The sequence below is a fragment of the Photobacterium sagamiensis genome (assembly GCF_050337085.1).
Lineage (GTDB): Bacteria > Pseudomonadota > Gammaproteobacteria > Enterobacterales > Vibrionaceae > Photobacterium > Photobacterium sagamiensis.
On record NZ_JAKJSP010000042.1, the window covers coordinates 12,559 to 34,992 of the forward strand.

General features: G+C 46.5%; 24 protein-coding genes. 20 read left to right on the plus strand and 4 right to left on the minus strand.

From position 1 onward, the window contains the following. Positions 1-91 precede the first annotated feature (91 nt). On the minus strand, positions 92-1,051 hold the full coding sequence (locus tag L4D76_RS19425; RefSeq protein ID WP_428442541.1) for a TerC family protein: 960 nt from the start codon (positions 1,049-1,051) through the stop codon (positions 92-94). Positions 1,052-1,648: 597 nt separating this feature from the next. Between L4D76_RS19425 and L4D76_RS19430 the strand changes: the two genes are divergently transcribed. The 20 genes from L4D76_RS19430 (at position 1,649) to L4D76_RS19525 (ending at position 19,378) form a co-directional block, all read left to right on the plus strand. Next, positions 1,649-1,822, plus strand: coding sequence for a hypothetical protein (locus L4D76_RS19430; protein WP_428442542.1), 174 nt, complete (start codon positions 1,649-1,651; stop codon positions 1,820-1,822). An 806-nt stretch (positions 1,823-2,628) separates the two neighbouring features. Continuing rightward, positions 2,629-2,979, plus strand: coding sequence for an ethanolamine utilization microcompartment protein EutS (gene eutS / locus L4D76_RS19435; RefSeq protein WP_107282488.1), 351 nt, complete (start codon positions 2,629-2,631; stop codon positions 2,977-2,979). Between the two features lies 1 nt (position 2,980). Beyond that, on the plus strand, positions 2,981-3,451 hold the full coding sequence (locus L4D76_RS19440) for a EutP/PduV family microcompartment system protein (protein ID WP_428442543.1): 471 nt from the start codon (positions 2,981-2,983) through the stop codon (positions 3,449-3,451). Between the two features lie 30 nt (positions 3,452-3,481). Continuing rightward, positions 3,482-4,186: an ethanolamine utilization acetate kinase EutQ gene (gene eutQ / locus L4D76_RS19445; protein WP_428442544.1), complete on the plus strand. Its 705-nt coding sequence runs from the start codon at positions 3,482-3,484 to the stop codon at positions 4,184-4,186. Positions 4,187-4,188: 2 nt separating this feature from the next. After that, positions 4,189-5,064, plus strand: a complete 876-nt coding sequence (gene eutT / locus L4D76_RS19450) for an ethanolamine utilization cob(I)yrinic acid a,c-diamide adenosyltransferase EutT (protein WP_428442545.1) — start codon at positions 4,189-4,191, stop codon at positions 5,062-5,064. Next, on the plus strand, positions 5,051-6,028 hold the full coding sequence (gene pta, locus L4D76_RS19455) for a phosphate acetyltransferase (protein ID WP_428442546.1): 978 nt from the start codon (positions 5,051-5,053) through the stop codon (positions 6,026-6,028). Before eutT ends, pta begins: the two co-directional genes overlap by 14 nt. 36 nt (positions 6,029-6,064) lie before the next feature. Beyond that, on the plus strand, positions 6,065-6,391 hold the full coding sequence (gene eutM / locus L4D76_RS19460; protein ID WP_428442547.1) for an ethanolamine utilization microcompartment protein EutM: 327 nt from the start codon (positions 6,065-6,067) through the stop codon (positions 6,389-6,391). A 27-nt stretch (positions 6,392-6,418) separates the two neighbouring features. Next, entirely contained in the window at positions 6,419-6,694 is a 276-nt protein-coding gene (gene eutM, locus L4D76_RS19465) for an ethanolamine utilization microcompartment protein EutM (protein ID WP_107282494.1), read from the plus strand. Positions 6,695-6,757: 63 nt separating this feature from the next. Continuing rightward, the gene (locus L4D76_RS19470) at positions 6,758-7,051 is read left to right on the plus strand and encodes a EutN/CcmL family microcompartment protein (RefSeq protein ID WP_107282495.1); all 294 of its coding nucleotides are present in this window, start codon (positions 6,758-6,760) and stop codon (positions 7,049-7,051) included. A gap of 65 nt (positions 7,052-7,116) precedes the next feature. Then, on the plus strand, positions 7,117-8,535 hold the full coding sequence (locus L4D76_RS19475) for an aldehyde dehydrogenase family protein (protein WP_428442548.1): 1,419 nt from the start codon (positions 7,117-7,119) through the stop codon (positions 8,533-8,535). Positions 8,536-8,537: 2 nt separating this feature from the next. Further along, complete coding sequence (eutJ, locus tag L4D76_RS19480; protein ID WP_428442549.1) at positions 8,538-9,377, plus strand: ethanolamine utilization protein EutJ; 840 nt, start codon at positions 8,538-8,540, stop codon at positions 9,375-9,377. 3 nt (positions 9,378-9,380) lie between these two features. Continuing rightward, positions 9,381-10,643 carry an iron-containing alcohol dehydrogenase family protein gene (locus tag L4D76_RS19485; protein WP_428442550.1) on the plus strand — a complete coding sequence of 421 codons (1,263 nt, stop codon included), beginning with the start codon at positions 9,381-9,383 and terminating at the stop codon, positions 10,641-10,643. Beyond that, the gene (locus tag L4D76_RS19490) at positions 10,643-12,073 is read left to right on the plus strand and encodes an ethanolamine ammonia-lyase reactivating factor EutA (RefSeq protein ID WP_428442551.1); all 1,431 of its coding nucleotides are present in this window, start codon (positions 10,643-10,645) and stop codon (positions 12,071-12,073) included. Before L4D76_RS19485 ends, L4D76_RS19490 begins: the two co-directional genes overlap by 1 nt. A 13-nt stretch (positions 12,074-12,086) precedes the next feature. After that, positions 12,087-13,451, plus strand: coding sequence for an ethanolamine ammonia-lyase subunit EutB (locus L4D76_RS19495; RefSeq protein ID WP_428442552.1), 1,365 nt, complete (start codon positions 12,087-12,089; stop codon positions 13,449-13,451). Between the two features lie 10 nt (positions 13,452-13,461). After that, a complete protein-coding gene (gene eutC, locus L4D76_RS19500; protein ID WP_428442553.1) occupies positions 13,462-14,370 on the plus strand; it encodes an ethanolamine ammonia-lyase subunit EutC in 909 nt (302 codons plus the stop codon). A 15-nt stretch (positions 14,371-14,385) separates the two neighbouring features. Next, positions 14,386-15,042 (plus strand): ethanolamine utilization microcompartment protein EutL, encoded by a 657-nt coding sequence (gene eutL / locus L4D76_RS19505; RefSeq protein WP_428442554.1) that lies wholly within the window; start codon positions 14,386-14,388, stop codon positions 15,040-15,042. A gap of 15 nt (positions 15,043-15,057) precedes the next feature. Continuing rightward, a complete protein-coding gene (locus tag L4D76_RS19510; protein WP_428442555.1) occupies positions 15,058-16,401 on the plus strand; it encodes a 4Fe-4S dicluster domain-containing protein in 1,344 nt (447 codons plus the stop codon). Positions 16,402-16,424: 23 nt separating this feature from the next. After that, the gene (locus L4D76_RS19515) at positions 16,425-16,973 is read left to right on the plus strand and encodes a BMC domain-containing protein (protein ID WP_428442556.1); all 549 of its coding nucleotides are present in this window, start codon (positions 16,425-16,427) and stop codon (positions 16,971-16,973) included. Positions 16,974-17,119: 146 nt separating this feature from the next. Further along, positions 17,120-18,547 carry an ethanolamine permease gene (gene eat / locus L4D76_RS19520; RefSeq protein WP_428442557.1) on the plus strand — a complete coding sequence of 476 codons (1,428 nt, stop codon included), beginning with the start codon at positions 17,120-17,122 and terminating at the stop codon, positions 18,545-18,547. A 432-nt stretch (positions 18,548-18,979) separates the two neighbouring features. Then, on the plus strand, positions 18,980-19,378 hold the full coding sequence (locus L4D76_RS19525) for a hypothetical protein (RefSeq protein ID WP_428442558.1): 399 nt from the start codon (positions 18,980-18,982) through the stop codon (positions 19,376-19,378). Between the two features lie 107 nt (positions 19,379-19,485). Here the strand turns inward: L4D76_RS19525 and L4D76_RS19530 are convergent, their stop codons facing one another. From L4D76_RS19530 to L4D76_RS19540, 3 genes are all read right to left on the minus strand, one after another. Continuing rightward, entirely contained in the window at positions 19,486-20,892 is a 1,407-nt protein-coding gene (locus L4D76_RS19530; protein ID WP_428442559.1) for a basic amino acid/polyamine antiporter, read from the minus strand. 182 nt (positions 20,893-21,074) lie between these two features. Next, entirely contained in the window at positions 21,075-21,545 is a 471-nt protein-coding gene (locus tag L4D76_RS19535) for a cell division inhibitor SulA (protein ID WP_428442560.1), read from the minus strand. 148 nt (positions 21,546-21,693) lie between these two features. Further along, a complete protein-coding gene (locus tag L4D76_RS19540) occupies positions 21,694-21,960 on the minus strand; it encodes a hypothetical protein (protein ID WP_428442561.1) in 267 nt (88 codons plus the stop codon). Between the last annotated feature and the right edge of the window lie 474 nt (positions 21,961-22,434).

Genomic DNA, 22,434 nt, shown 5'->3' on the forward strand with positions numbered 1-22,434 from the left:
ACCGCGATTATAAAGGCCTGAGAGTCACTTGATTCTCAGGCCTTTATGTTTTCAATTTTTTTTCTAGTCGACCCTTTTATACCGTTCGGTATTATTGTGTTATTGGTTTATCTGTCTGGTCTTTGGTCTTCCATAACGATACGACGATCGCAATGGTGATAGTCAGTGCAATAACACATAAGGAAACCGGTGTTGGGAGAGCCCATGCCGTTTCCATCAGTAACATTTTTACGCCAATGAAGCTGAGGATAAACGCCAGTGCAACTCGAAGGTAACAGAAACGGGTCAGCATACCTTCTAAAACAAAGTACAGTGAACGTAAACCAAGCAAGGCGAATACATTTGCCGTAAGAACCAAAAACGGTTCCTGCGTGACGGCAAAGATTGCTGGAATGGAATCCAACGCAAACATCACGTCAGTTAGTGCAATAACCGCAACCACGATCATCAATGGTGTCGCAATCCAGCCTTTGTTGTCTTTTACCAGCATTTTGTTGCCCTGGTATTTATCGCTGACTCGGAAGCACTTCTTCACTAAACGGACGGGGAGGATATCTGAAAAATCGTCTTGTTCCTCATCACTTTCTTTCCATAGTTTGTAGCCGGTATAAAGCAAGAAAGCGGCAAAAATATAGATAACCCAGTGGAATTGCGTCAATAGTTGTGCACCAATGGCGATCATAAAGCCACGACAAATTAATGCGCCAACAACGCCTAGCATCAGAACCCGAGGTCGAAGCTGTTCAGGTACAGCGAACTGACCAAAGATCAATGCGAATACGAATAGGTTATCGACACTTAATGATTTTTCCAGCAGATAGCCAGTGAGGAAAGCCGTTGCTGCTTCACTGTTGGTATAGCTGCTTTCTGGTGCCAGAATTGGCCAGTACAAATAAATAGCAAAGTTGAAAATTAACGCAAGTGCTAGCCAGAAAAGACTCAAGACGGTCGCTTTCTTGATTGTGACTTTTCCACCGCGGGTTTGACACAAATCTAACGCCAGCATGAACATTGTGAGGACAGCGAATCCCTCATAACTTAAAATACTCATGTTTTTCTCCTTCCAAACGAACGCGGAAGGGGATTGGTATGGGTTTAACCGTTGACCTTCCGCGCATTAAATAATCACACCTAATGGTGCGTTTAATAAAGGCGTTGGTCTCGTCATAGTGGTGCAAGCTGCGTTTAAAAGTGAACAACCACTTAAAAACGTTAGCAATTACAAATCCACTATCGGCTGCCGGAAGTGTGTGGCTTCGAGATGACGACAGACGAACAATTGGTGACTACTCCCCAAACACGCGGATTCTATTCTTCTTTGATGGCAGATGCTAGCAATTTTACGCATGAATACTTTTGATGACCCAATGTGAAGAGTAAAAAAGTGTTGCACGTCTCGTAGGAGGCGGAAAATGTGATCTTCTCCTTATCTTTTATGTAAAAAAAGACACTGATATTTATCAATGATTAAATTTGGTTTGTGGTGCGAAAAAAGTTGGCGAAGTAACTGAAATGCAACAATACTTAATAGCTACTGAATGGTTAATTTTTGTGCAACAGAAAAAAGCAATATTGAGAGGTCTACATCTTTCAGGTTATTCTTTTTTTTGTTACTTTTATATTACAGTTGATGCATAAGGGATAAACGATGGAACGGAAAATGCTAATACGAAATATTTCTTATATGGAGAGGGAGCTCGCTGATATGAAAAAGGAATTAGCACAACTGGACGCTAAAGCAGAAGTGCTAGAGTTAAGGGAGTGTCGACCTAAGCAATTATATCAACCAGATTCTCAACTCAGGGCGATGGCAATTGCATAAGCAGAAGCCCATTACCTACTCTGGAGTACCCCTCTTTTCTTCGAAGAGAACAGGTTTTAGAAGATAGCTGATCTTTGAAGAAAATGGGCGATTAGTCGCGCTGAGAATGTTAAGTTTATGTTGCTGGAAACGGTGTGTTACGAGCACCGTTTTAGTATGAATTTACCGTCATTTGTCTAGTGCTTAGGTGTAATATGATTCGGGATAAGTGTTTGGTACGTCCACAAAGGACGAGTTTGATTGGCTTTTATTCTGTGTTAGCCATTAACTAAATAGAACCAGTATTCACTCAAATGGCTGCCTTGACAAAAAGAAAATGAATTATCGAGGAACTCTGCATATTAAGGTTGTTCGGGTATATAACCACCGTGACTTCAGCGTTTAAAATGCTTCAGTTGTTATAGTTAACAGTGCATCATACTCTATAAACCTCCTCCTTTATCATTATATAAAATAGATGTTTATTTCTATAATGATATGAAAAGTTAATTGCTTAGTGTTTGTTAAATCCCCACCTTTATTTAAGTCGCGTAATATGTTTTTTCCAACAAAAATAAATCATGGTTTAGCCATGTCAGCTTCATTAATTTCTTATTTTAATATTAAAAACCCCCACAAATTAGAAAGATCTAACTAATTTTCACTGCCATTAATAAATGTATAAATAAAGTGACTGCAGTCAACTATTTGAATTATAAGCAACCCACGCCTTACTCTTACATCAATTCTGTGACATGAATAAAAAAACAACCTCCCTTTTGGGAGTATGCTTATATGCAGTTGTTAATATTCTGTAGATTGATCCAATGCTAGATTTTGATGCTGGTAAAGAGCGAATAATTCAGGAGTTTGTTCCGGGTAAGCAGGTCACTCTTGCGCACCTAGTTGCTAATCCGACTGAGGAGTTATGCGAGAGAGTGGGGGTTGAAAGCAAAGGGGCTATTGGCATTTTAACATTAACGCCAGGTGAAACATCCATCATCGCTGGTGATATTGCCACCAAAGCTGCCAATGTACATATTGGTTTTCTTGACCGTTTCTCTGGTGCGTTAGTTATTACTGGTTCCGTTTCTTCTGTAGAGGAATCATTAAAGACTGTCATTGATGTTTTAGAGAGAAATTTGTCTTATAACACCTGCGAATTAACCAGAACCTAAAATGAAAAATAATCCGTTAAACAGTATCGCATTTATTGGTGAGGTTGATGCAGGTAAGTCGGCCCTTATTGATAAATTAATTGATCAAGAGACACATACCGGTAAAACACAATCTCCCATTTTTTATCAGGGACAAGTTATCGACACCCCTGGAGAATTTGTTGATAACCGTTCATGGAATGGTGCCTTGCTTTCGACAATTTGCAGCGTGAAAACCGTGGTGTATTTACAGCCTGCCAATGCGAAGCGTTTTTCGCCGCCAAGTGGATTATTAAGAGTGTATCCAAATAAAACCATTGTCGGGGTTATTAGCAAAGTCGATGCACCTGATGCCGATCTGGAAAAAGCGACAAAATTCTTACGGCAAAATGGCGTGCCAGAGCCTTACATTCATACTTCCATTTTTGAACAAGCATCAATCGATCATCTTTATCACCATTTACTTTCACTCCAGCAGCCCGTGCTGGCGTGATTTGTGTGAATACCATCAAGGATTGCAGTAATGAAAAAACTAATTTCTGCTGCGGATATACGACAGGTTAAGTCGGAAAATAAGACTTATATTGTCGCTCCCGTAAAAGACTTTATTGTCACTCCCGAAGCGCGTGATGTCGCTAAAGTGGAAGGTATTGAGATTTTAGAATCTTCTCCGCCTTCACCACAGCCACAAGTTGCGGCTGCTTCCCAAGTTGTAGCTGTTCAACCGATACCGGCGTCAGCACCGACTGCGCAATCGATTCAGTCTGAAATTGAATCGCACCTGTCAGATGTTGATTCTGAAAAGAGTGCATTGATTCAGTCATTAGTAGCAAAAGCTATGGCTGATTTTAATCAGCAAGCCCCTGATTCACCGCGCCAGATTAATGATGACGGGATTGTTTTAGTTCGTGGCAATGCCGTTCAGCTCAATGAATTCGATGGCGCACCAGGCAAAAATATTGGCTTGACGGACGTTATTGGTGCTGAAGACGGCAGTAACATGGGCGTGGGTTACATGGGGTGGGAGAATGCCTTCTTCCCATGGACGCTTTGCTACGACGAAGTCAACGTTGTACTCGAAGGTGAGTTACACGTAAAAACAGCATCAGGCACCTCAATAGGCAAACCTGGCGATGTGATTTTTATTCCTAAGAACAGCACCGTTGAATTCGGCACCCCGACGCATGTTCGCTATGTCTACATTACTTACCCGGCAGAGTGGGCATAAGTATGGACAACCATACAGTGCCTCAATTTATTACTGAAGACTATCTGCGTCAGCATTTTGGTATGCGGCAAGGTGGGGAAATTCAGTTAGAGCCGGGCACCCGTTTTACACCCGCAGCGCAGCAGATGCTGAATGAAAGACAGATCACCGTTCGCTGGCGTGATGAAAAAGGCCAGGTATTTGTTGAGAAACCCCATTCAGCAGATCTACAACATGGTCGTTCTCAAAGCACCTTGCTTGAAAAAGTACATCCGCTGAAAAGTAACAACGTACGTCCCTCAAATGGCTGTATGTTGTGTGGCTCAGATGTGGCGGAAAAACCTGCATTGATGACCCACCTTGACGATCAGGTTCTTGTGCCGAAAACCCATCCCCGCATTACGCTACGTGGCAAGCTGGATTCTTGTATCAGCTACTGTGTTTTAGTGCAGTGCGAAATGCGTCAGCAGCCAGAATTACTGCAAGGTTTTATGGCCGATATTCGCTCCTATCTTGGTCAGATCCTACAGGCCGAAGTGACCGGGAAAGCGTTACCTGAACTGACGCTCGGTGAGTTCAGTTCAGATACCGTTCACCAATGGTCACATAATCCGTTAAAGCACCTTGGCCATGATCATATGTTACCAGATGTTAGCTATGGTGAGCTTGTTGCGCAGTTGAATTATTTACGTGCGTTAGTGCGTGAATTAGAGCTGGTGGCAACTCAGGTGTTTATCGATCACAGCATGAAGTTATCGAGTGACGGAATCGATCGCAACGATATCGTGGCCGGTTTGAATCGTCTTTCCAGCGCAGTGTACGTGGTGATGATCTTGGTGTGGCAATGCCAGAACGGACAGGGTTCAGTGTTAGGAGGATTAGCACATGGAACTGCTTGATAGGTGTCGCGCCAAATGTCGCCAGCAGCCGAAACGCATTGTGTTCCCTGATGCTAACGATGTGCGGTTATTACATGCTGCCAACGATCTGAAGCTTGCTGGTTTGGCGGAACCTATTTTATTAGGCAACCCATTCCAGTTGCGTGATTACGCGCACCGTAGCGGTATTGCTGTGCCGTGTCTGACTATTCTGACTCCGGAATTTGCAGGCTGTTTTGACGAAATGGTCGATCGCTATATAGCGAAACAGCGCAAGCCGATTGAGCGGGAAGAGGCGATTAGCCGCCTTAAGCTGCCACTGAACTTTGCCATGATGATGGTCGATCAAGGCTATGCCGATATCTGTATCGGCGGCAATATTTCCACTACCGGTGATGTGATCCGAGCTGCAATCCGCGGCGTTGGTGTTGCCCCGGATTCAAAGACGGTATCCAGCTTCTTTATGATGTTGTCGCCAGACGGTACACAAACCCATGCGTTTTCCGATGCCGGGGTTATTCCGCTGCCAACGGCTGAGCAACTGGCAGATATTGCGATAGATACCGCACATAACTATCAGCGCCTGACCGGGAATGAACCACGTGTTGCCATGTTGTCGTTTTCAACCAAAGGCAGCGCAGAACATCCCGCGGTAAATAAAGTGACGGAAGCGACTGAGCTGGTTCGCCACCGCGAGCCAGACCTGATTATTGACGGTGAAGTGCAGTTTGACGCCGCCATTGTGCCAGCCGTCGCCGCACAAAAAATGCCAGACAGCCCACTGGGCGGCTGTGCCAACGTATTTATTTTTCCATCCCTGAATGCCGGCAATATCGCTTACAAGGTAGCGCAGCGTTTAGGTGGATATATCGCTCTGGGACCGATGTTACAAGGGCTTGCTGGCCCGGTACATGATTTGTCTCGGGGGTGTAGTGCCGATGATATCGTCGATATCTCGGTACTTGCATCCAGTATATGTAATTAACAAACCTAACCAGTTGACATTTCTGAGGAAATTAAGATGGAAGCTCTAGGAATTATTGAAACAAAAGGTCTTACGGCATTAATCGAAGCATCGGATGCCATGGTGAAAGCAGCACGTGTTCAACTGGTCGGCTACAAGCAGATTGGTTCAGGCATCGTTTCAGCAATGGTGCGTGGTGATGTTGCAGCATGTAAAGCTGCGACAGATGCAGGGGCAGCGGCCGCACAGCGTTTAGGTGAAGTGGTTGCGGTACACGTGATCCCTCGTCCGCATGGTGATCTGGAAGGGATCTTCCCAATCACATTTGATGAAGCGCCAGAAGAGAAAGCTGCCCCGGCAGCCAAGCCTCGTACATCTAAATAAATAACTTATTTTCAGAAGGAAATTCAAATGGATGCTTTAGGTATTTTAGAAACAAAAGGTCTGACTGCGTTAATTGAAGCATCAGATGCGATGGTAAAAGCGGCACGTGTTGAGCTTGTGGGCTATCAGCAGATTGGTTCTGGTTATGTGACGGCGTTAATTCGCGGTGACGTAGCGTCATGCAAAGCAGCAACAGATGCAGGTTCTGTGGTTGCTCAACGTTTAGGTGAGTTGGTCGCGGTACACGTTATCCCTCGCCCGCATGATGATTTGGAAAAAGTGTTTCCAATTAAAGCAAAGTAAACGGTCCCCCTTGGTAAATGAAAACCCCAAGGGGAGATAAGTCTGGAATAAGAAGGAGATCTCATGCGAATTGCTCGCGTAATTGGTCATGTGATTGCCACGGTCCGCAGTCATAACATGCGAATGGACAAATTGTGCTTAGTCGAATTTGTTAATCAGCGCGGCGAAGCCACCGGAGATACGCATATCGCGATGGATCAGCTTGGCGCTGGTGAAGGGGAGTGGGTAATGGTGGTGGCTGGCAGTTCAGCGCGTGTAGCGTATGGAAGCACCGAGGATGGATCTCCGGTTGACCTATGTGTGGTCGGCATTATTGACGAAGTAACATCCGCAAACGAGCAATGTTATTGCAAGTGACAGATCACGTTGAATTCAAAACTGATCAGTCGGAATGTTAGTGGATGGGGTGGAGTAGATTCAATATGGATCAGCAGCAAATAGAAGAAATTGTTAGGCGCGTCGTATTGCAGTTGAATGACAATTCTGGAACTGCATCTTCCGCGAATGCTTTAAAAGAACAAGGCGATTACGGTGTATTTGCAACCTTGGAGGGTGCCGTTACGGCAGCTACCGCGGCTCAAAAACAGATCCGTACTATTGCTCTGCGCGATGAAATGATCTTAGCCATTCGTCGTATGGCAAAAAAACAAGCGCGTGAACTCTCTGAAATGGCAGTTGAAGAAACCGGTTTTGGTCGGGTTGATGACAAAATTGCCAAGCACCTATTGGTAGCACAACGCACACCTGGTACCGAAATTCTTGCCCCGCAAGCGATTTCTGGCGATGCCGGTATGAGCTTAATTGAAAACGCGCCATGGGGTGTTATTGCATCCGTAACCCCAAGTACCAACCCGTCTTGCACGGTAATTAATAATGCTATCAGCATGATTGCAGCTGGCAACGCCGTGGTATTTGCGCCGCATCCAGCGGCTAAAAAAGTTTCACAATATGCGATTCAGTTGGTGAATAAAGCCTCCGAAAGTGTCGGTGGCCCCGCGCATATTTGTACCACAGTCGCCAATCCATCACTGGAAAACGCCCAAGCATTATTTGTCTATCCGGGTATTCGTTTATTGGTCGTAACGGGTGGTGATGCGGTTGTCGATGCGGCACGTAAAGTGACAGACAAGCGTTTGATCGCAGCAGGCCCAGGCAATCCGCCAGTAGTGGTTGATGAAACCGCCGATATAGAACGTGCCGCAATTTCGATTGTGCAGGGTGCGTCTTTTGATAACAACATCGTCTGTGCCACGGAAAAAGAAATTATCGCCGTTGATTCCATTGCCGATGAGCTGAAAGCGGCGATGTGTCGTAACGGGGCATATCTAGTGACGCCAGAGCAGGCTGAAGCTATAGCTCGCGTGGTACTGAAAGGATATCCGGGCGATAAACCTTCTGCGAGTCCGCAATGGGTTGGCCGCGATGCTGCCAAAATTGCTGCCGCAGCGGGCATTGATGTACCGGCAGAAACGCGTCTGTTGATTTTCGAAGCAGACAAATCCCATGTATTTGCGGTTACCGAGCAGATGATGCCGATCTTGCCATTGATCCGTGCAGCGAATGCCGATCAAGCCATTGATTGGGCGGTTGAGCTGGAAAGTGGTAATCGTCACACCGGTGCGATTCACTCGAAAAATATCGATGTGCTGACGCGCATGGCCTATGAACTCGACTGTAGCCTGCTGGCGAAAAATGGTCCTGCGATTGCTGCCATTGGCGCAGGTGGTGAAGGCTGGACAACCATGACGATTTCAACACCGACCGGAGAAGGGGTAACCAATGCGTTGACCTTTACCCGTAAGCGTCGTTGTACCGCTGTTGATGCATTCAGGATTGTATAAGTATGAAGACGGATTATCTCGCTCAGACCAACCAGAATCTGCTCATTATCGATGAGATTGTAAACGATGAAACACCGGTTACAGCTCCAGAATATGTGCAGATCGGAATCGATTTGGGAACGGCAGATATTCAGACCGTTGTGATAGACGATCAAGGTACGCCGATTGCGGCGTTCCTTGACTGGGCTGACGTAGTACGGGATGGGGTGGTGGTTGATTATTTCGGTGCCTGTCAAATCGTGCGTAGTCAGTTACAAAAAGTGCAGCAAAAACTTGGCATTGAGCCAAAAGATGCCATCACATCTTATCCTCCGGGAACCGATCCGCGCATTTCAATTAACGTGGTGGAATCGGCGGGTATCGTGGTGAGTCATGTTATTGATGAACCATCCAGCGTTGCCGCGTTACTCCATATCGACAGCGGTGCCGTGGTGGATGTTGGTGGCGGTACAACCGGTACTGCGATCATTGAAAACGGTAGCTTGGTGCTTTCTCTCGATGAGCCCTCGGGCGGTCGACATGTCAGCCTAACGATTGCTGGTGGTATGGGGATTGATATGGAAGAAGCGGAACAATTTAAGCGCCGCAGCCATGAAGAACCTATGGTAGCTGCGATGGCAAAACCGGTCATTGAGAAAATGTCCGATATCGTAGCAGGGCATATTGCCGGTCATCAGCCCGGAGCCATTTATCTCACCGGTGGCGGCACCTTGATTAAGGGCTTTGCGGAGATTTTCAATCAGACGTTCCCGGCCATTGAAATTGTCGAATTATCGCGTGCGTTGTATCTCACCCCGCTAGCGATTGCCAGTTACGGCCTGACATTGCAGGGAGAGGAATAAATTATGACTCAGTCGTTGCCTGTTTCAATGCCGGTATCAACAGCTGATATCGCCAGTATTGTTAACCAGACCCTCAAACAGTACCGCCCGTATAAGGGTTTTGCCTTCCGTTCTCCGGCGATAACCGTCACCGGCGGATATTGTGTCAATCAGCTTGGCGACATCTTGCAAGAGCTGGGTGCCACTCATGTCTTGTTGGTTGCCGACAAAATGGTGTGGCAATTAGGTCTGGTTTCAGGTTGCGTAGCAGCAATTACAACGGCGGGACTTGGGCTCACGGTATTCAGCGATGTTGAAGGTGAACCTGATAGCGCAATGATAGCCAAAGGCTTAGCGGCACTAAAAACGAGCGAGGCTGATTTTGTTTTAGGCGTTGGCGGCGGTTCTGCATTAGATGCAGCCAAAGCAATTGCGGTCGTTGGTGATTATCAAGGCCCGTTGGCAGATTTTAAAGTTGGTGGCTTAGCATCACGCCGTGTGGGCTTAGGCGCTATTCCAACCACTGCGGGCACCGGTTCTGAAGTGACTGACATTACAGTGATTAAAGACTTGGTGTACAACATCAAAGTGCCAATCAAAGGTCCGGCTTTAGTGCCAGATATGGCGCTGCTGGATCCGGCATTAATGCTGGGTGTACCTGCCGGTATTACTGCTGCAACAGGTGTTGATACCTTGACCCACGCAGTTGAAGCTTATGTGTCTCGTCAGGTTAATCCATTATCCAAGGCCTATGCCTATCATGCGATGGAAACGCTGATCCGGGCATTACCGATTGCAGTCGGCTGTGGCGAAGACATGGATATGCGTTATGACATGGCCGTTTCTGCTTACAAAGCCGGATTAGCCTTCAGTAATGCCGGGCTGGGTTTGACCCATGCCATTGCCCATCAAATCGGCTCTCGTTATCACATTCCGCATGGCGTCGCGAACGCTATTTTGCTGCCTTATGTGATGGCGTTTAATGCGTTGTGCTGTGAAGCCGGATATGCCGAGGTAGCCAGTGCATTGGGCGTAAGTCGCGAGTCGATGACCCAACGCGAACGTTGTAATGCCGCGATCACCGCAGTGCGCCAGTTAGTGATTGACTTAGGGTTACCGACGTCGCTGGCAGGTTTTGGCGTGGTTGAACACGATCTGCCGCAACTTGCCGAGCAAGCGATGCAGGATATTTGTCTGATTGGTAATCCTCGCCAGGTCACGCCAGCTCAGATTGTGACATTGCTAAAGCAGGTATTAAGCGGTGAATTCCCTGAGGGGTACTGCTGATGGATCGCAAAACTGTACACAGTGTCGGTATCGATATCGGGACCACCACCACACAGGTGATCTTTTCTAACCTTACGGTGGTTAACCGAGCCCCGGCGTCACAGGTGCCAGTGTATGAATTTGTTGACCGTGAAATTAGCTATCAGAGCCCGGTATCGTTCACCCCAATCGATCACAACGGCACGATAGATGCGGCGGGTTTACGTCAGTTTATCGACCAGCAGATTGAGTTAGCCGGATTTTCTTCGCAAGGGGTTGAAACGGGAGCAATTATTATTACGGGTGAAACCGCGAAAGCCCATAACGCCCGTGAAGCCATCATGGATTTATCGCACCAACTAGGCGATTTCGTGGTCGCCACCGCGGGCCCTAATCTGGAATCGGTTATCGCTGGCCGTGGCAGTGGCGCACAAGAATATTCACAGAAAAACCACCTTAAAGTGATGAACATTGATATCGGTGGCGGTACCTCAAATTATGTGATTTTTGATTGCGGACGAGTGGTCGATACCGCTTGCTTGAATATCGGCGGTCGCTTGATTGAACTGAACCCGCAAGGTGGTATCAGTTATGTGCATAAACCTGCTGTCGCTGTTATTCAAGAGCTGTTTGGTGAGGCGCTGCATCCGCGCCAGATCACGGCTGATCACATCAACCGTATTGTTACACGCATGGCGGATCTGATTGTCGAGCTGATCGACGGCAAGATGACAAAGCTTGCAGCGTATTTGTTGCAAACCCCGGAGTTGAAAGCAATAGCTGACATTGACGCCATCTTCCTAAGTGGCGGGGTAGGCGAGTGTTTTTATCAACAACAACAACAGCCACTCGAACTTACTCAATTTGGTGATTTAGGTCCGTTGTTAGCCCGGGCGTTATTACGCCATAAAGAGTTAGCACACCGGACAGTGAAAAAGCCGAACCAGACACTGCGGGCTACTGTGATTGGTGCCGGTGCCTATTCATTGACGTTGTCGGGTTCAACCATTTGGCTTAATTGCGATGAACTGCCACTGAAGAATATTCCAGTAGTACATCCAGCGATTGACTGGCAACAACCAAGGCCTGCAATTTGCGACGAGATCGTGATTGCCGCAGAACGGATGGATTTAGCGTTGGGCTGCGACCGTTATGCAATCTCACTGGATGCCACCATGCCGATCCGTTATCAGGCGGTACAGCATGCCGCGCAAGAATTGGCACAGTTTTATCGTGACCATGGTAATCACCATACAACGGCATTGGTCATCGTGCATAACGACATCGGCAAAGCGTTAGGCATGGAATTACAACCGTTACTCACACCGCAAGCCCTGAGTGTGATTGATGAAGTAGCCACCTGTGAGGGTGACTATATCGATATAGGTAAAAGTTATTTCGGCGGGGAGATTGTCCCGTTAACCGTGAAATCACTCGCCTTCCCGTCTTAATAGGAGTTGTTTGATGAAGTTGAAAACCTACCTGTTTGGTCAGACTTACCAATTCAGGGATGTAAAAGAAGTGCTGGCGAAGGCCTCGGAATTGCGTTCAGGCGATGTGCTGGCCGGTGTGGCAGCTGAAACAGCTCAAGAGCGCGTTGCCGCTAAACATGTCTTGTCGGAAATGACCTTGAATGATCTGCGTGAAAATCCAGTGGTCAGCTATGAATCCGACATCATTACCCGGATCAATCAGGATAGCCTGAACCGCTCGGTATTTGAGAAAATTAAGAACTGGTCACTCAGTGAGTTGCGTGAGTATGTATTGTCGGATGATCCGACCAATGAGGATGTTCAACGTCTGCGAAAGGGCCTGACGGCAGAGATGGTGTCTGCGGTCGCCAAATTGAGTTCGAACAGCGATTTGATGTATGGCGCTAAGAAACTGCCAGTGATCACCAAAGCAAACGCAACGGTGGGTCTGCCAGGTCGCTTTAGCTGCCGTCTACAGCCAAACGATACTCGCGATAACGTTAACTCTATTCTGGCACAGACATTTGAAGGTCTGACTTATGGTTGTGGCGATGCGGTGATCGGTATCAACCCTGTTACCGACAGTGTTGAAAACACGACTCAAATGCTGAATGCCATTCAGGATGTTATCACCAAGTGGGACATTCCCACTCAGCCTTGTGTACTTGCCCACATCACCACTCAGATGGAGGCGATACGTAAAGGAGCACCGGCCGGATTACTGTTTCAGAGTATTGCGGGATCGGAAAAAGGGCTGGCTGAATTTGGTGTGAGCGTTGAAATGCTCGATGAAGCCTACGAAGTGGGCAAACAGTATAGCAATCTGGCAGGTAACAACATGATGTACTTTGAGACCGGCCAGGGTTCAGAGTTATCAGCTGATGCGCACCACGGTGCCGATCAGATGACGATGGAAGCGCGTTGTTATGCGTTAGCCCAGCGTTATAAGCCGCATCTGGTTAATACGGTTGTTGGTTTTATCGGTCCTGAATATCTTTACAATCATCAGCAGATCATCCGTGCCGGTCTTGAAGATCACTTCATGGGCAAACTGTCAGGGATGCCGATGGGTTGTGATGCTTGTTATACCAACCATGCGGATACCGATCAGAACTCAAATGAAAACCTGTTGGTGTTATTGGCTGCGGCCGGCGTGAACTTCGTGATTGGTATGCCGATGGGCGATGACATCATGCTGAACTACCAGACCACCTCTTTCCACGATACCGCGACAACTCGTCAGCTATTGAACTTACGCCCGGCACCAGAATTTGAAGCATGGATGGAAACAATGGGGCTGATGGAAAATGGTTGTCTGACTCGTAAAGCTGGCGATCCATCAATCTTCTTCAAGTAAGGGTGTGGTAATGAACGAGCAAAGAATTCAAGACATAGTAGCAACTGTTTTAGCCCAGCTTGGCGAAAACAATATTCAACCCTCGGCAATCACGAAAGTGATTGATGCAACCACCAATGCAGCCAATCAGGCTGGTGGTTTATCGGCCGTTAGTGACGAGTCACTGCCAGATCTGGGTGATCAGTGTTTTAAAAAGTGGAACGGCATTGAGAACGCGGTTGAACCGAAAGTTGTGGAAGATCTGATCAGCCAGACAGATGCCCGTGTGGGTACCGGCCGCACCGGTCCTCGTCCGCGTACTACGGCATTGTTGCGTTTCTTGGCCGATCATTCACGTTCAAAAGATACGGTGATCAAGAACGTTGAATCATCTTGGCTAGAAGAGCGTGGCTTAATGGAAATGCAAACTTGCGCCCGTGATAAAGATGAGTATCTGACTCGTCCTGATATGGGCCGTAAATTAAATGATGAGGCCAAAGCCCTGCTTAAAGACAAATGCAAGCATGCACCTCAGGTGCAGGTTGTGTTGTCAGATGGTCTGAGCCTTGATGCCGTCACCGTGAACCACGATGAAATATTACCTCCGTTATTGAACGGTCTGAAAAATGCCGGATTGGATGTCGGTACGCCATTCTTCCTTCGTTTTGGCCGAGTTAAAGCACAAGATGAAATTGGCATGCTTTTAAATGCTGAAATAAATATTTTGCTGATCGGCGAACGTCCGGGGCTAGGCCAGTCTGAGTCACTCAGCTGCTATGCGATTTATAAGCCTAACGACAATACGGTTGAATCAGATCGTACCGTGATCTCGAACATTCATGCGGGCGGTACACCACCGGTCGAAGCGGCTGCGGTTATTGTCGATCTCGTGAAAACCATGCTGGAGAAGAAAGCCAGCGGTATCAACCTGAAACGCTGATATAGGAAATGAACGATGGCTATCTTAGATAAAATTCAACCATCAGTTTTAGCGACACGTGTGATCGCTTCTGTTGATCCTGTTTATAAAGAAAAATTAGGGCTGAAGCCTCACCATAACAGTATCGGTTTGATCACGGCAGACTGTGACGACGTCACTTACTGCGCCCTTGATGAAGCGACCAAAGCAGCCAATGTCGATGTGGTGTATGCCAAGTCTTTCTATGCGGGTGCGGCGCATTCATCAGGCCCTACGTCCGGTGAAGTGATTGGCATTATTGCCGCAGCGTGCCCGGCCGACATTATTGCGGGCTTAGAGCGTGTGAAAGCGTTCATTGAAGATGAAGCCGCTTTCCAGTGTGCGGATGAAAGTGGCGAGCTGGCCTATTTTGCCCACCTTGTTTCATCGACGGGAAGTTACTTATCAGAAGAAGCAGGTGTTGAGCAAGGCGAGGCACTGGCTTATTTAATTGCCCCGCCTTTGGAAGCCATGGTGGGCCTTGATGCGGCAATAAAAGCGGCGGATGTGAAGCTGGTTAACCTGTTTGCGCCACCATCAGAAACTAACTTCGGTGGCGGTCATTTGACCGGTTCTCAGGCGGCGTGTCAGGCAGCCTGTGACGCGTTTGAGGCTGCGGTATTAGATGTCGCCCGTAATCCAATTGCGAACTAAGTTGGGAGTGTTTTGATGGATCCGTTTTTACAACAGATTCAGGACGGTGGTGTGATTGGCGCTGGTGGGGCAGGTTTCCCCACCTACGTTAAGCTCGATTGTCAGGTTGAATGGGTGCTGGCTAACGGTGCCGAATGTGAGCCGTTGCTCTATAAAGACCAGGTACTCATGCAGCGTTGGGCCAAAGAACTGTTTGGCGGCATGTTATTGGCTATGCATCAAGTGGGTGCCAGCCGTGGTGTTATCGGAATTAAAAAGAAAAATGCCGATACCATTGCGGTTTTACAAGCCTCGCTACCTGACACCATCGAATTATTACTGATGGAAGATGTGTATCCGGCGGGGGATGAAGTCGAATTGGTTTACGAAGCAACAGGCAAACGTATTCCGTCTGGCGGCTTGCCGAAAGACATCGGTGTGATGGTCAATAATATCGAATCGTTCATTAATGTGTTCCGTGCGGCACAAGGTGTGCCAGTCACCGAAACCATGGTAACAGTGCACGGTGAAGTACGGCAGCCGTATACGGCGTGGCTACCTGTCGGGATGTCTTACCAACAGGCTATCGATTTAGCAGGTGGTATCACTTGTGGCGAGTTTGTGGTTGTCGAAGGCGGCCCGATGATGGGCTCAGTCACCGATGATTTATGCCAGCCTGTCACCAAAGTATCGAGCGGTCTGTTGGTATTGCCGCGTGAGTCCCGCATTGCACGCATTAAAACCCGCAGTGAACAAGATTTACGTCGTATCGGTAAAGCCGCCTGCGATCAATGCAGTATGTGCACCTCAATGTGTCCTCGTGGATTATTGGGCTACCCGATTAAGCCGCATTTAGCAATGCGCGCCTTACAAGTTTCTGGCACCAATAACTTAAGTTATGCCCTTGCGGCTCAAGCATGCAGTGGTTGTAACTTGTGCACTATGTGGTCGTGTCCCGAGGGGTTAGATCCTAGCCGCGTATGCGGAACAACTAAGCGTGAACTACGTGATAACAACCAGTTGATGAGTCCGCAGCAGCTACAAGCCAAAACGACGGATGTCCATCCTCTGCGTGAATACCGTGGGGTGCCAACCAAACGGCTAACTCGCCGATTAGAGCTGGCTGAATATGCGTTAACGAAAGCAGCGTTTGTTGAGCTTGATAAAGCGTTAGAGGCCGATGTGTGTCAGGTAAGTATTCCGTTATCGCAGCACATCGGTAAGCCCGCTATGGCGGTTGTTAAAGTCGGTGACAGCGTGGAAAAAGGCCAGCTGATTGGCAAGGCCGTACCGCAAGCACTAAGTGTGTCGGTACATGCCAGCATCAGCGGAAAAGTAATTTCAGTCAGTGATGTCATTGTCATTGAGCGTCAGAAGTAACGGTTAAAGAAGAAGAGCAGAAAATGGTAAATGCAATAGGTTGTATTGAACTTAATTCGATTGCACGAGGTTATCTGGTGGCTGATGCCATGTTAAAAGCCGCGGATGTTGACATTCTTTTTAACCGTACAATTTGCCCTGGCAAATTCATGGTGATGATGGGTGGTGATATCGCTGCGATTAATGCGGCGGTTGAAACGGGCTTATGCGTAGGCGGCGGTGAAATAGTCGATGATTTGATCATCGCCAATGTTCATCCCGACGTTTTTCCGGCTATATCAGGCACGCGTGTGGTTGAACAGACCGATGCATTAGGCATTGTCGAAACCTTCTCGGTTGCTGCCATTGTAGAAGCTGCCGATGCTGCGGTGAAAGCGGCAAATGTTCAGTTAATGGAAGTTCATATGGCGATGGCAATCGGTGGTAAGGGGTTCGTGACGCTTACCGGTGATGTGGCAGCGGTAACGGCCGCCGTTGAAGCGGCCGCAGAGAAAATTAAACACAAAGGTTTGTTAGTAGACAAGGTGGTTATTGCACAACCGCGAAAAGAGATATTAGAGGATAAATTATAGGGAGATTAAACAATAAGCATTAAACAAACAGAACGGCATAGAGAGAGGGTTTAGGTTCTTATCACTAAATGGATTTGAATAGTACGTTTACTTTTAACCTAAATCCCGCACAACACAAATTATAACTCTTACTCTACAGGTGATTTATGTCAGAACAATCCAATTCGTCTGATTTTGGCTCGAAAGAGTTCATGCATCAGAGACAGTTGAAAAAAGGGGTTGCAGGGTGGATGGTACTCGCAACACTCGGTGTTTCTTATGTCATATCCGGCGATTATGCCGGCTGGAACTTCGGTATAGCAACAGCAGGGTGGGGCGGCATGTTAATTGCCGCTTGTGTAATGGGGGTAATGTACCTCGCTCTTGTACTTTCTCTGGCTGAAATGTCGGCGGCTATTCCTACGGCCGGTGGGGGGTACAGCTTCGCTCGTCGTGTTATGGGGCCCGTAGGCGGGTACGCAACAGGACTGGCAGTATTGCTTGAATACGCCATTGCGCCAGCGGCGATTGTCATATTCATCGGTCAATATACCAATGCACTGTTTGGCTGGGATGGACCAACCGTCTATGCAGCTTTCTATCTGGTCTTTGTGGGCATTCACTTAATCGGTGCAGGTGAAGCGTTGCGCATTATGATGGTGATCACCGCGTTAGCGGTAATTGCAATCATTGTGACGGCATTTGGCTTAATCCCTCACTTTGAAGTAAGCAACCTGTTTGATATCGCCGCTAACCCAGATGTTGCCGGAGCGACTACGTTCTTACCTGAAGGCTGGTATGGCGTATGGGCGGCTCTGCCATTTGGTATGTGGTTATTCCTGGCTGTTGAAGGTGTTCCTCTGGCTGCCGAAGAAGCGAAAGATCCTAAAAAGGATATGCCTCGCGGTATTATTGCGGCCATGATCTTCCTTTTGATCTCTGCTGCGATGGTGATGTTCTTGGTTCCAGGTGCTGCAGGTGCTTCCGCGACAGGTGAATATGGTGCGCCGCTGGTTGATGCACTTCGCAAAGTGTACGGTCAAGACTCGATGCTGGCTAACTTTGTTAATGTCGTTGGCTTGGCAGGGTTAATTGCATCCTTCTTCTCGATCATTTATGGATACAGCCGTCTCGTATTTGCTTTATCGCGTGCGGGTTATCTACCTGATTTCATGTCATTAACAGGTAAGCGTAAAGTGCCTACTTGGGCACTGATTATTCCGGGTATTTTTGGCTTCATTGCTTCACTGACTGGTGAAGGTGACATGATGATCATGATGGCGGTATTTGGTGCTACCATTTCTTACGCACTTCAGGCGTACAGTCATATTTTATTACGTCGTCGTGAACCTGATCTTGAACGTCCGTATAAAACGCCTGGCGGTACAGTGACATCTGGTATTGCGCTGGTCTTGTCAATTATCGCACTGAGCTCTTGTTTTGCTTATGATGCTCGCGCGGCATTATGGGCGGCAGGTCTTTATGCTATTGGTATGGCTTACTACTTTGTATTCAAACACAAAGAAGTTTCAAAGCACACCGCAGAAGAAGAGTTTGCAGCCATCCAGGAAGCAGAAGCAGAGCTTGATGGCTAAGAGAACTTACTCGGCATTCTATTGGTGACTAAACACTAGAATAATGCGATTTAACAACCACCGACATTAGTTGGAGGTTGTTGATTTCTTTGCAAAGCGATGTATTTATATAGAACCTCTGAAGCAAATTTTGCCTCAGAGGTTTTTTGTATAAAAGGGAAATTAATAAGCAGTAAAACGATCTGTTGCTAACAGAGTCCTGTTGTTATTTCAATAAGGTGATTAAAGTGTTTTCGAGGTTTCATTGATGTTAATCAAATGTTCCCAGGGTATATTTTAATTGATTTTTACGTGGAAAAAGCAAGATCAAGTGCAAATTTCCTAAAACTAAGAATATCTCTCAAACAAGTTGATCGTATAGTTAATTACTAATGCAAACGAGTGCATTGAATGGTCAAAGCAACAGTAGTTATGTTYCTCTTAAGGATTAATATGGAAACATCAGTTGAAGCCTCAAAAAAAGAAAATGTCGTGTTTGATTACACATCGTTTTTGTCTGCGTCCTGTAAGCATAAGTTAACGTTTATTGATGCATTGAAAGCCTTGCTGCCTGCTTTAGAGATATCATGGACATCGTCTCTGCCCATTGGTTTAACTGAGTCTGAAAAACTCCAGATGCAGGCGCTTAAAGTGCTCTCTACCAATATTAGTGATGCAAATAATATGATCCGTTTATTGCGTCTGGCCCGTTCTGAACATATTGAGACACTTCTTATTACATTGCCTTACTCTCTGGATGAAGAGCAGTTGGCTTTAATTGAGGAAAAATCAGATTGCAGAATTAGTTTTGTCGCAGAGAACGGTGAAGCACTTAACGTCTGCATTATGTGAGATGAGCAAACCGATAATTACCAGGAATATTTAAGCATGTTTGTTGTGTCAGAAAGAGAAAAGCCAGTATATTTACTGGCTTTTTTTATAGGTTAATTAGTATGTTCTTATAAAATGCCTTTCCATAACATGCCAACCGCGATACAGGCTGCAACCGTTAACAGACTGGCTGCGGCTTTTTCTTTGCCGATAAAAATCTTAACGCCTTGCTCACGTTTCGCCTTGCTGTAAAAGTACAACCCAGGCAGGTAGAGCAGCGCGGAGAGCAGAAGATAGTTGAGGCCTGAGGCATAAAGCAGCCATAATCCATAAATGCTGGCGCAGATACCGATAACCAGAAGCGAACCGCGGTTTTTCGTTTCAATGGCCAGGCGTAAGGTGTAAGCACCAACCAAGAAGTAGGGAACCAATATCATTTCTGAGGCGACAGCGAGAAGTGTGTCGTAGGTTCCGCCAGCAAACATAACAAAAAACAGTGAAATCTGAATACAGATGCTGGTTAGCAAAAGGGCTTTTACCGGGCTACCGGCTTTGTTTTGCCGCGTGTAGCTTTTAGGGAACATGTTGTCTTTAGCTGCCAAATAGGGAGCCTCTGAAGCCAGTACAGTCCAACTGAGAAAAGCGCCACAAACAGAGATCAATAATCCACATCCGATAATGATCCCTCCCCAAGGGCCCAGTATGTGGGTTAGTACCTGAGCCATGGAAGGATTCTGGAAGGTTGCAAGCTCCTGAGTGCTAATCACCCCCATAGAGAGTAGTGTTACCAGTACATAAATAGAGAGCGCAGTTAACAGTCCAAGAATGGTTGCACGACCAATGTCCTTACGGTGCCTTGCCCGGCTGGAAACGACCACAGCACCTTCTATACCAATGAACACCCACACGGTGATCAGCATGGTACTTTTTACTTGCGACAGTAAATTGTGTTGTTCGCCGAAGTGGAGGCCGGTGAAATCCCACACGAAGGTGTCCCACTTAAATGCGATGAATGCACATAGGATGAACATAATCAGAGGAATAAGTTTGGCTATGGTCGTAACCATATTGATCACAGCGGCTGTTTGTATTCCACGTAACACTAATGCATGTACCAGCCATAATAAAACTGAAGAGCCGGCAACAGCAAGCCAGGTATTTCCTTCGCCGAATAACACCATATCAGGTTGGTCGAAAAACATACCTAGCGTGCTGAAAACAATGACTAGATAAGAAACATTGGCCAGCATAGCACTGAGCCAGTACCCCCAGGCAGAGCAAAAACCAATAAAATCCCCAAATCCGGCCTGCGCATAGCCAAAGACACCACTTTCAATTTCGGGTTTTAGTTGCGAGAGGTGTTGAAAGGCCAGGGCGAGAAAGATCATTCCGAGCCCCGTAATACCCCAGCCAATCATTACAGCTGCAGGGCTGGCGACGGCCGCCATATTTTGTGGAAGACTAAAGACTCCAGCGCCAATCATTGAGCCAATTACCAGTGCGGTCATCGCACTTAATCCAAGCTTATTATCCAAAATACAAACCAAGTTTTAAAAACTAGAGGCTGGTGATAATAAAGCATTTTATGGTGCATATTTGCGTCATATCACAAATTTTATGATATCCATTGCCTCAAAAATAGGCATTTACGCTGATTATTGCTGTGGATCAAGAAAGCCGACAGTGAATTGACGGCAAGGGTCAGGATATATAGATATTAGTGAAATGTCAGATTGCGGTTTGCTTCGCGGTTGATGACAAAAGCTAATGACTGGCCTTGTTCCGCTGCCTCGCGAATAAATTTTGTCTCGAAATCCTCAATATCACCCGTTGTAATGACAGCGCTGCAGTTCCCGGAAATAAGAGCTTTAGCCATTAGCTCCTGATCGGTAAGTGATTTTTTATTATTTAAGACCAGTATTTTGTTTAAAGCAATACCGGCACTAATTAGTAGATTTTTATCGATAAGCGCGTCATCGCCAATGAACATGATCCAGCGATCTTGCTGACCAGCTTGCTTTAGTAAACGTAGGAAGTAGGCAAGTTGTGTCTGTTTTTCGTTTGAAAAACAAACTTCAATAGGGCATTTAACCGACTGATAATGAGGCATTGCAGAGTTTGTAGTAAAGGTCGATTTGTACGCCTGCGAAGCAGTAACCGATTGTAAGCGATTAAATATTGCTGTCATTGGTCCGTCATCCTCATCCAGTGGTTATATATACATACTGTATGTCTATACAGTAGTTTTATTTAGGCACGGATGCAAGTGTTTTTTTTGTGTCCTTTCCGGTCTCACATGAAACTTTTTCCGGGCAAATGGGACTGAAGGTTTAATTTTATTTTGCTGTTTTTAAATGTTTTATTTCTACAAGGTGATTTTTGGATAAAACGGAGTTTCCTGTTAAGCGAGACAAAACCCAAGAAAATGATGCTCTTAAAATTTGAGTTACTTCACGCCTGATGAGTGGATTGTATACAGTAAATTGCCAGTTCTGATTGTGGTTTTGCCACTTGTGATGATTAGAACCTATCCATTTCTGTCTTCTGGGATGAACAATCGAGATTGCCAGAGTGATTTTTTCTCGATATAGCCTTTTATTCATCAAGGATTTTCAGGTCATTAACTTCCGCCATACCGCTTGCTGTATGAAAAGTAGGCAATCAGTCAGTTTTGACTTGCTAGGTAGTTAGTCATGTCTAAGTTATTGGATAAATATCAAGCCCATATAAAACCAGTTGATATAATTAATATTTCATATAGTTGCTGCGGCTATGGGGCCGATACCCAAGGGCGGTAGCATGGCAATACTCAACAACACTGAGGGTGAGTAGCGGGTTTAGGACTTAAGCAATGTCTGGATATGCAAATAAAGCTCGAGCGTATATCTGCTTCTTATATTAGGTGGAATTGGCCCAGGATTTGAGCAGAAAGTTCATATACTCATTTCCAAAGCAAGCAGATTTGCTTGACCTTCAATTCACATTACAACTTAGCGCTAATCAGACATGCTTTGCTGGCTTCAAACCCTCGCGGGCTGAGATGTCGTTCTCTTTTGTTGATTACGATGATGCGGGAG

What these genes read in the sequence shown, in the direction of transcription:
- L4D76_RS19510 (WP_428442555.1), top strand. Translation starts at nt 15,058, where the DNA reads ATGGATCCGTTTTTACAACAGATTCAGGACGGTGGTGTGATTGGCGCT.
- L4D76_RS19440 (WP_428442543.1), top strand. Translation starts at nt 2,981, where the DNA reads ATGAAAAATAATCCGTTAAACAGTATCGCATTTATTGGTGAGGTTGAT.
- L4D76_RS19425 (WP_428442541.1), bottom strand. Translation starts at nt 1,051, where the DNA reads ATGAGTATTTTAAGTTATGAGGGATTCGCTGTCCTCACAATGTTCATG.
- eutM (WP_107282494.1), top strand. Translation starts at nt 6,419, where the DNA reads ATGGATGCTTTAGGTATTTTAGAAACAAAAGGTCTGACTGCGTTAATT.
- eutQ (WP_428442544.1), top strand. Translation starts at nt 3,482, where the DNA reads ATGAAAAAACTAATTTCTGCTGCGGATATACGACAGGTTAAGTCGGAA.
- eutC (WP_428442553.1), top strand. Translation starts at nt 13,462, where the DNA reads ATGAACGAGCAAAGAATTCAAGACATAGTAGCAACTGTTTTAGCCCAG.
- eutS (WP_107282488.1), top strand. Translation starts at nt 2,629, where the DNA reads ATGCTAGATTTTGATGCTGGTAAAGAGCGAATAATTCAGGAGTTTGTT.
- eat (WP_428442557.1), top strand. Translation starts at nt 17,120, where the DNA reads ATGTCAGAACAATCCAATTCGTCTGATTTTGGCTCGAAAGAGTTCATG.
- eutL (WP_428442554.1), top strand. Translation starts at nt 14,386, where the DNA reads ATGGCTATCTTAGATAAAATTCAACCATCAGTTTTAGCGACACGTGTG.
- L4D76_RS19525 (WP_428442558.1), top strand. Translation starts at nt 18,980, where the DNA reads ATGGAAACATCAGTTGAAGCCTCAAAAAAAGAAAATGTCGTGTTTGAT.
- pta (WP_428442546.1), top strand. Translation starts at nt 5,051, where the DNA reads ATGGAACTGCTTGATAGGTGTCGCGCCAAATGTCGCCAGCAGCCGAAA.
- L4D76_RS19540 (WP_428442561.1), bottom strand. Translation starts at nt 21,960, where the DNA reads ATGAATAAAAGGCTATATCGAGAAAAAATCACTCTGGCAATCTCGATT.
- eutJ (WP_428442549.1), top strand. Translation starts at nt 8,538, where the DNA reads ATGAAGACGGATTATCTCGCTCAGACCAACCAGAATCTGCTCATTATC.
- L4D76_RS19470 (WP_107282495.1), top strand. Translation starts at nt 6,758, where the DNA reads ATGCGAATTGCTCGCGTAATTGGTCATGTGATTGCCACGGTCCGCAGT.
- L4D76_RS19475 (WP_428442548.1), top strand. Translation starts at nt 7,117, where the DNA reads ATGGATCAGCAGCAAATAGAAGAAATTGTTAGGCGCGTCGTATTGCAG.
- L4D76_RS19495 (WP_428442552.1), top strand. Translation starts at nt 12,087, where the DNA reads ATGAAGTTGAAAACCTACCTGTTTGGTCAGACTTACCAATTCAGGGAT.
- L4D76_RS19515 (WP_428442556.1), top strand. Translation starts at nt 16,425, where the DNA reads ATGGTAAATGCAATAGGTTGTATTGAACTTAATTCGATTGCACGAGGT.
- eutT (WP_428442545.1), top strand. Translation starts at nt 4,189, where the DNA reads ATGGACAACCATACAGTGCCTCAATTTATTACTGAAGACTATCTGCGT.
- L4D76_RS19535 (WP_428442560.1), bottom strand. Translation starts at nt 21,545, where the DNA reads ATGACAGCAATATTTAATCGCTTACAATCGGTTACTGCTTCGCAGGCG.
- L4D76_RS19490 (WP_428442551.1), top strand. Translation starts at nt 10,643, where the DNA reads ATGGATCGCAAAACTGTACACAGTGTCGGTATCGATATCGGGACCACC.
- L4D76_RS19485 (WP_428442550.1), top strand. Translation starts at nt 9,381, where the DNA reads ATGACTCAGTCGTTGCCTGTTTCAATGCCGGTATCAACAGCTGATATC.
- L4D76_RS19430 (WP_428442542.1), top strand. Translation starts at nt 1,649, where the DNA reads ATGGAACGGAAAATGCTAATACGAAATATTTCTTATATGGAGAGGGAG.
- eutM (WP_428442547.1), top strand. Translation starts at nt 6,065, where the DNA reads ATGGAAGCTCTAGGAATTATTGAAACAAAAGGTCTTACGGCATTAATC.